3 protein-coding genes are annotated in these 6,451 nt (G+C 69.9%); 1 reads left to right on the top strand and 2 read right to left on the bottom strand.

Annotation, left to right across the window (positions count from 1 at the left end):
• The first annotated feature begins 274 nt into the window (after positions 1–274).
• Positions 275–2,569 carry an alpha,alpha-trehalose-phosphate synthase (UDP-forming) gene (locus tag IM725_RS19365; RefSeq protein WP_193782280.1) on the top strand — a complete coding sequence of 765 codons (2,295 nt, stop codon included), beginning with the start codon at positions 275–277 and terminating at the stop codon, positions 2,567–2,569.
• A 51-nt stretch (positions 2,570–2,620) separates the two neighbouring features.
• Here the strand turns inward: IM725_RS19365 and IM725_RS19360 are convergent, their stop codons facing one another.
• Both IM725_RS19360 and IM725_RS19355 read right to left on the bottom strand, forming a co-directional pair.
• Positions 2,621–3,988, bottom strand: coding sequence for a hypothetical protein (locus IM725_RS19360; RefSeq protein ID WP_193782279.1), 1,368 nt, complete (start codon positions 3,986–3,988; stop codon positions 2,621–2,623).
• Positions 3,989–4,124: 136 nt separating this feature from the next.
• Positions 4,125–6,320, bottom strand: a complete 2,196-nt coding sequence (locus tag IM725_RS19355; RefSeq protein WP_193782281.1) for a cytochrome P450/oxidoreductase — start codon at positions 6,318–6,320, stop codon at positions 4,125–4,127.
• Positions 6,321–6,451 lie beyond the last annotated feature (131 nt).

The raw sequence follows: 6,451 nt of genomic DNA, 5'->3' as shown, positions 1-6,451 counted from the left end.
GCATCCACCAAGGCGAAGCATCACCACAAGGCGCGCCACCACCACCGCAAGGCCAAGGCCGCCAAGCGCGCCTCCAGCGCCGCCCAGTGAAGCGCCGCCGGCCCCGTCCGGCGTCCTCGATCGAAAGGCCCTGCGGGGCCTTTTTTCATGGGGCCGTGCCGGCCTCTGCCTGCGCACCTTCGGAGTTCCAGCCCAGCCATTACGCCTGGAAACACCGCCCACACTGAGCCATATACATTTGTGAAAATGTTTTATTTGACGGGCTCGTGCCGGCATGAAGACGTTCCGACTGCAGCTGCGCTTCCTCCTTCCCCTGGCGCTCGTGCTCTGCGCCACGGCCTACCTGTCGGTCCCGCTGATGGACCGGCTCACCCTGCGCTGGTTCGCGCGCGACCTGGACATGCGCGGCGCGCTGGTCGCCAACACCCTGTCCGATTCCGTGGCCGAGGCCATGCAGGAGCACAAGGGCCGCAAGCTGCAGGCCCTGTTCGACCGGGCGGTGCAGGACGAGCGCCTGGTCGCCATCGCCTGGTGCACGCCCGAGGGCGTGCTGCAGCACGGCACCAAGCTCTTCCCCAAGGACATGGACTGCGAGAAGGCCAAGGCGCTCGCGGCCGCGCGCGACCCTGAGCTGCAGCTGGAGAGCGGCGCGGTGCACGTGAGCGTGCACCCCATCACGGCCGAGACCGGCCCGGTCGGCAGCCTGGTGCTGATGCACGACCTGAGCTTCATCGAGCGCCGCTCCAAGGACACCCGCCAGTACCTGATCGCCCTCATCGGCGGGCTGGGCGCGGTGATCGCGCTGGTGACCGTGATCGTGGCCCAGCTGAGCTGGCGCGGCTGGGTCTCGGGCACGCGGGCGTTGCTGCGCGGGGAAGGGCTGGTGCGCCCGCTCGCGCCGCCCGCGCCCGAGCTGGAGCCGCTGGCGGCCGAACTGCGCGAGCGCATGCGCGACCTGCAGGACGACTACCGGCGCGCGCAGGGCGCCGAGCTGGAGTGGAGCCCGGAGCGCCTGCGCTCGCTGCTGCAGACCCAGCTGCGCGGCGACCAGGTGATCGTGGTCTCCAACCGCGAGCCCTACATCCATGAGATGCGGGACGCCCAGGTCGTGGTGGACCGCCCGGCCAGCGGGCTGGTGACCGCGGTGGAGCCCATCATGCGGGCCTGCTCGGGCACCTGGATTGCGCACGGCAGCGGCTCGGCCGACCGCCAGGTGGTGGACAGGCACGACCGCGTCGGCCTGCCGCCGGGCCAGGGCGACTACCAGCTGCGCCGCATCTGGCTCACGCCCGAGCAGGAGCAGGGCTATTACTACGGCTTCGCGAACGAGGGGCTGTGGCCGCTGTGCCACGTGGCGCACGTGCGGCCCGTCTTCCGCGCGACGGACTGGGAGCGCTACGTGGAGGTGAACCAGCTGTTCGCCGACGCCGTGGTGGCCGAGGCGCGCAGCGAGGACCCGGTGGTGCTGGTGCAGGACTACCACTTCGCCCTGCTGCCGGCCATGGTGCGCAAGCGCCTGCCGCGCGCCACCATCCTGATGTTCTGGCACATCCCCTGGCCCAACCCCGAATCCTTCGGCATCTGCCCCTGGCGCGACCAGATCCTGGAGGGCATGCTGGGCAGCACCATCGTGGGCTTCCACACCCGCTTCCACGGCAAGAACTTCATCGAGACGGTGGACCGGCACCTGGAGGCGCGCATCGAGCACGAGCACAGCACCGTGACCTACGGCGGCCGGCCGACGCTGGTGGAGAGCTACCCGATCTCCATCGAGTGGCCCACGCCGGAGGAGACGCGCACCTGGCCCTCGCCCTCGCAGTGCCGGGCCGAGACCTGCGCCCGCCTGGGCATCCCCCAGGGCCACCAGCTGGTGGTGGGCGTGGACCGCTTCGACTACACCAAGGGCATCCTGGAGCGCCTGAACGCGATCGAGCGGCTGATGGAGAAATACCCCGCCGTGCGCGACCGCTTCACCTTCGTGCAGGTGGCGGCGCCCACGCGCGCCGCGCTGGACGAGTACCGGGCCTTCCGCCGGCGCATCGAGGAGACGGCCGAGCGCATCAACCAGCGCTTCCCCCGCGCCGAGGGTGCGGTGGTGCGCCTGCTGGCCACGCACCACGGGCACGAGGCCGTCATGCGCCTGTACCGCGCCGCCGACGTGTGCATGGTCACCAGCCTGCACGACGGCATGAACCTGGTCTGCAAGGAGTTCGTCGCCGCGCGCGACGACCTGCGCGGGGTGCTGGTGCTCAGCCGCTTCGCCGGGGCGGCGCGCGAGATGCCCGAGGCCCTGATCGTGAACCCCTACGACGTGGAGGAGGTCGCGGACGCGGTGATGGTCGGCCTGGACATGCCGGGCGCAGAGCAGCGTGAGCGCATGGCCAACCTGCGCAGCACGGTGCGCGAGAACAACGTCTTCCGCTGGGCCGGCCGCATGCTGACCGATGCGGCGCGCCTGCGGCTGCGCCAGCGCGTGTCGGAGCGCGTGCGCCGGCACCGCAGTGCGGTGGACTTGCCGCAGCCGGATGGGGCGACGGGCGCCGTCCGGAACTGGCCGGCCGGGCCCTAGAAAGAAAAAAGCCCGGGCCGCGGCCCGGGCTTGTCGGTCAGTGGCGCGCGATCAGAAGGCCAGCGCCGGGCAGTGGCTGCCGTCGGGCTGGGCCACCGACGCGCGGTTGTTGTTGATGTTGTCGATCGCGTTCTTGAGCATCTCCTGCTGGACGCGGGCGGGGATGCCAGCGGTCGTTATCTGAGTGGACGACAACTGGCTCACCGCGAAATTGATGAGAGCGCCAATCGAGATGAAACCGGCGGGGTTGGCCAGTCCCGGCAGATCGCTTCCAGGTGCATACACCATGGTGCCTTCGCTGAGCTTCCCGGTCAGCACGCTCAGCTTCAGCGCGGACAGCTGGACCGACAGCATGTAGGCCATGTTGACCGCGTTGCCGTTCAGCAGCCAGTTGCGGAAGGTCTTGTAATCGCCGTTGAAGTTTCCGGCAAAGCTGCCGTCGGGGTTCACCAGGTTCAGTCCCGACAACGCCGTCAATGCGTTGAGCTGGGGGAGTTGCTTGGTCCCGCCCAGCAGCGCCATGTCGGCCTGCCCGTTCTTGTTGCTCCAGTAGCCCAGCGTGCGGCCACCCACGGCCGGGCCGATGCAGACGTTGCCGAAGAGCACCACCCGGTCGGGAACCGTGGCCGTGGGGTCCACGCTGATGCGGTTCAGCACGCCGCTGCCGCCGCCGCTGGGTCCGTTGAAGACGAAGCTGGAGGCGGCCGCGTCATACGCATTCGTGGCCACCCAGGCGTAGGGGTTGAGCACGGAGTTGCCCACCGGCTCGTACTCGGCCACCAGGTGGGACGCCAGGTCCAGCCCGGTGTAGACGATGGAGGTCGGGGACTGGCCGTCGGTCAGCACCGGCTGCAGATCGTCGACCTGCACCTTCCAGCCCGCGATCAGGCTCTCGGTCGTCTCGGCGTAGCCGTCCACGTTGGCGTCATAGAACTTGTAGACCGCGACCGACGCCGTGGGCGTGACGGGCGTCGTGGTCCTCACCTTGAAGTTGGTCGACCGGGTGGCATTGGAGGGGAACGTGTTGTCCATGCTGACGGCGATCACGTACTCCCCCCCGTTGTTGGGTGTGGGGGTGATCGCGCCCACCAGGCCCGTCAACTGCACGCAGGCGGCCCCGTTGATGTTGGCGCCGCTGATCACCATGGGCGCCGTCGCCGAAAGAACGGTCCCCCCGGACGGGGCGGTGACCTGGATGTAGTAGTTGCCGCTCGGCAGGGGGTTGCCCCCGCCGACCGTCGGGCCGTTGCGGACATACACATCGGTGATGGCGTCGAAGGTGTTGCCGCTGGGCTGGCCGCAGGTGGGCGATGCCGTCACCGCGGACACCGAGCCGGTCAGGTTGGCGTGCGCCGCGGGCAGGAAGCCCAGCGCTGCCATCGCGAGCGCCGGGGCAAGAATCGATTGCCGGAAATTCATGAACATCGCCGCATCTCCTTCGGAGGTAATTGCGACAAGATGTTACGTTTCGGTGTGACTGTTAAGAAATTTTCTTAAACATATTTCCGTGATTTTCGTCACATTTAAGCGGTAAGTGTGACCTGGCGGGCTGGATTCAGAGGGCCAGCACCAGCCTGCCGCCCGCTTTCGCCCGTGAGCAGCAGGCCATCATCTTGCGGTTCTCGCGCCGCTCCGCGGCCGTAAGCACCACGTCGCGGTGGTCCACCTCGCCGGCGATCACCTGCACCTCGCAGGAGCCGCACAGGCCCTCGCCGCAGTCGCTCTGCACGTCGATGTTCAGGGCCCGCAGCGCCTGCAGCAGGCTGCGGTCGCGCGGCACGGTGAGCACGGCGCCCGAATCGCGCAACTCCACCTCGAAGGCCTGCTCCTTCTCCGGGTCCAGCCGGCCCGGCGCCGCATGGAAGTGCTCCACGCGCAGGGCGCCTTCGGGCCAGGCGGCCATCGCCCCGGGCAGCGCGTCCAGCATGCGCTGCGGACCGCAGGCGTACACGGTGCAGTCCGGCCGCGGCGTGCGCAGCAGGGCGGCGAGGTCGGCGCGGCCGCCCTCGTCCTTGACGTGCAGGTGCAGCCGCTCGCCGTGCAGCCCGGCCAGCGCCTCCACATAGGCCATGCCGGCGCGGCTGGCGCCGCTGTAGTGCAGCGCGTAGTCCATGCCCAGCTGCTTCGCCCGCAGCGCCATGGCCGTGAGCGGGGTGATGCCGATGCCGCCGGCGATGAACAGCGCGCGGCGCTGCGTCTCGTCGAAGCGGAAGTGGTTGCGCGGCCCCCGGGCCTGCACCACGCTGCCCGGGCGCAATTGCGCGTGGATCCAGTCCGAACCGCCCCGGCCCGCAGGCTCGCGCAGCACGGCGATGGTGAACGCGTCGCGCTGCGCGGCATCGCCGACCAGCGAGAACTGGCGCAGGCGCCCGGGGCTGCCGCATTCGATGTCCAGGTGCGCCCCGGGGGCCCAGCGCGGCAGCGTCACGCCGGGCTCGGGCACCAGCCGCAGCTCCACGATGCCCGGCGTCAGTGGCCGCATGCGGTCCACGCGCAGCGCATGCGCGGGCCTGGACTCGCGCGCCGCGCCTATGCGCACCGGCCGGCCGCGCGCCAGCAGCGTGGGGTCGCGCCGCTCGGGATTCCGGGCCGGGTCCCACTCCACATGCAGGTGCTCGGGCCCGCGGAATGCCATGTTCGGCAGGTAGCTGAAGGCCTGCGGCGCCAGGCGCAGGTGGGGCAGCCGGCGCGTCAGTTCTTCCAGGAAGATCTGCAGCTCCATGCGCGCCAGGTTCTTGCCCATGCACTGGTGCGCACCGTAGCCGAAGGAGAGGTGCTCGCCGGCGTTGTCGCGGTGGATGTCCAGCAGGTCGGCCTCGGCGAATTTCGCCTCGTCGTGGTTGCCCGAGGTCATCACCATCATGAACCGGGCGCCCGCGGGCATGGTGATGCCGCCCACGCGCACCTCGTTCAGCGCCACCCGGCGCCAGGCGACGATGGAACCGGAAAAGCGCAGGCACTCCTCCACCGCGTTGGGGATCAGCCCGGGGTCGCGGCACAGTTCGGCCCAGGCCGTGGGGTGCGAGAGCAGCAGGCGCAGCGCGTTCGCGGTCGCGTTGGCGGTGGTCTCGTGCGCGGCCACGATGCCGGCCATCATCATGGAGTGCAGGTACGAGTCGGTGACCACCTCGGGGTGCTCGGCCTGCAGGCGGATTCCGAACTTCATCCAGCCGGGGCCGCTGGGGTCGCGCCGCATCTTCTCCAGGATGCGGCCCGCCAGCTGCCAGAAATTGCCGACCGCGTGCGCGACCTTGAGCTGCTCGGCCTCGTCCGGCCGGCCCCAGGTGTTGACGGTGTGGGCGATGGAGTACTGGCGCAGCAGGGGCATGTCCTCCTCGTCCACGCCCAGGAAGTGCAGCGCGATGGTGAGCGGCACCTCCCACAGCATCTGGTCCACCAGGTCGGCCTGCCCGGCGTCGATGAAGCGGGACACGTACTCGCGCGCCAGGCGGCGCACCAGGGGCTCGTGGACCTTGAGCGCCTCGGGCGTGAAGGGCTCCAGCAGCAGGCGGCGGCGCGCCATGTGGGCCGGCTCGTCCTCGTTCACCAGCGTGCGGTTCATGGCGTAGCCGTAGCCGGCCAGCACCTGCTGCACCGCCGCGCTGGGCGGGGTGATCTTCTCCAGCGCGTTGGCGGGGCTGAAGTTGGCGTGGTCGCGGAAGATGGCCTTGATGTCGGCGTAGCGCGTCACCACCCAGTAGCCCAGCTCGGGGCTCCAGAACACCGGCTCCTCCTCGCGGGCCCACTTCAGGTAGCCCGGCGGGTCCTGCTGGTAGGCCTCGCCGAAGGGGGTGAAGGCGGCGGCGCGCCATGTGGGCCGGCTCGTCCTCGTTCACCAGCGTGCGGTTCATGGCGTAGCCGTAGCCGGCCAGCACCTGCTGC

It is taken from the genome of Ramlibacter aquaticus (genome assembly GCF_015159745.1).
Lineage (GTDB): Bacteria > Pseudomonadota > Gammaproteobacteria > Burkholderiales > Burkholderiaceae_C > Ramlibacter > Ramlibacter aquaticus.
Note: the sequence above shows the minus strand (reverse complement) of the source record. Positions and strands in the feature narration are given on the sequence as shown.

Excerpts from the sequence above, each read along its gene's own strand:
- IM725_RS19365 (WP_193782280.1), top strand. The coding sequence starts at position 275 with ATGAAGACGTTCCGACTGCAGCTGCGCTTCCTCCTTCCCCTGGCGCTC.
- IM725_RS19360 (WP_193782279.1), bottom strand. The coding sequence starts at position 3,988 with ATGAATTTCCGGCAATCGATTCTTGCCCCGGCGCTCGCGATGGCAGCG.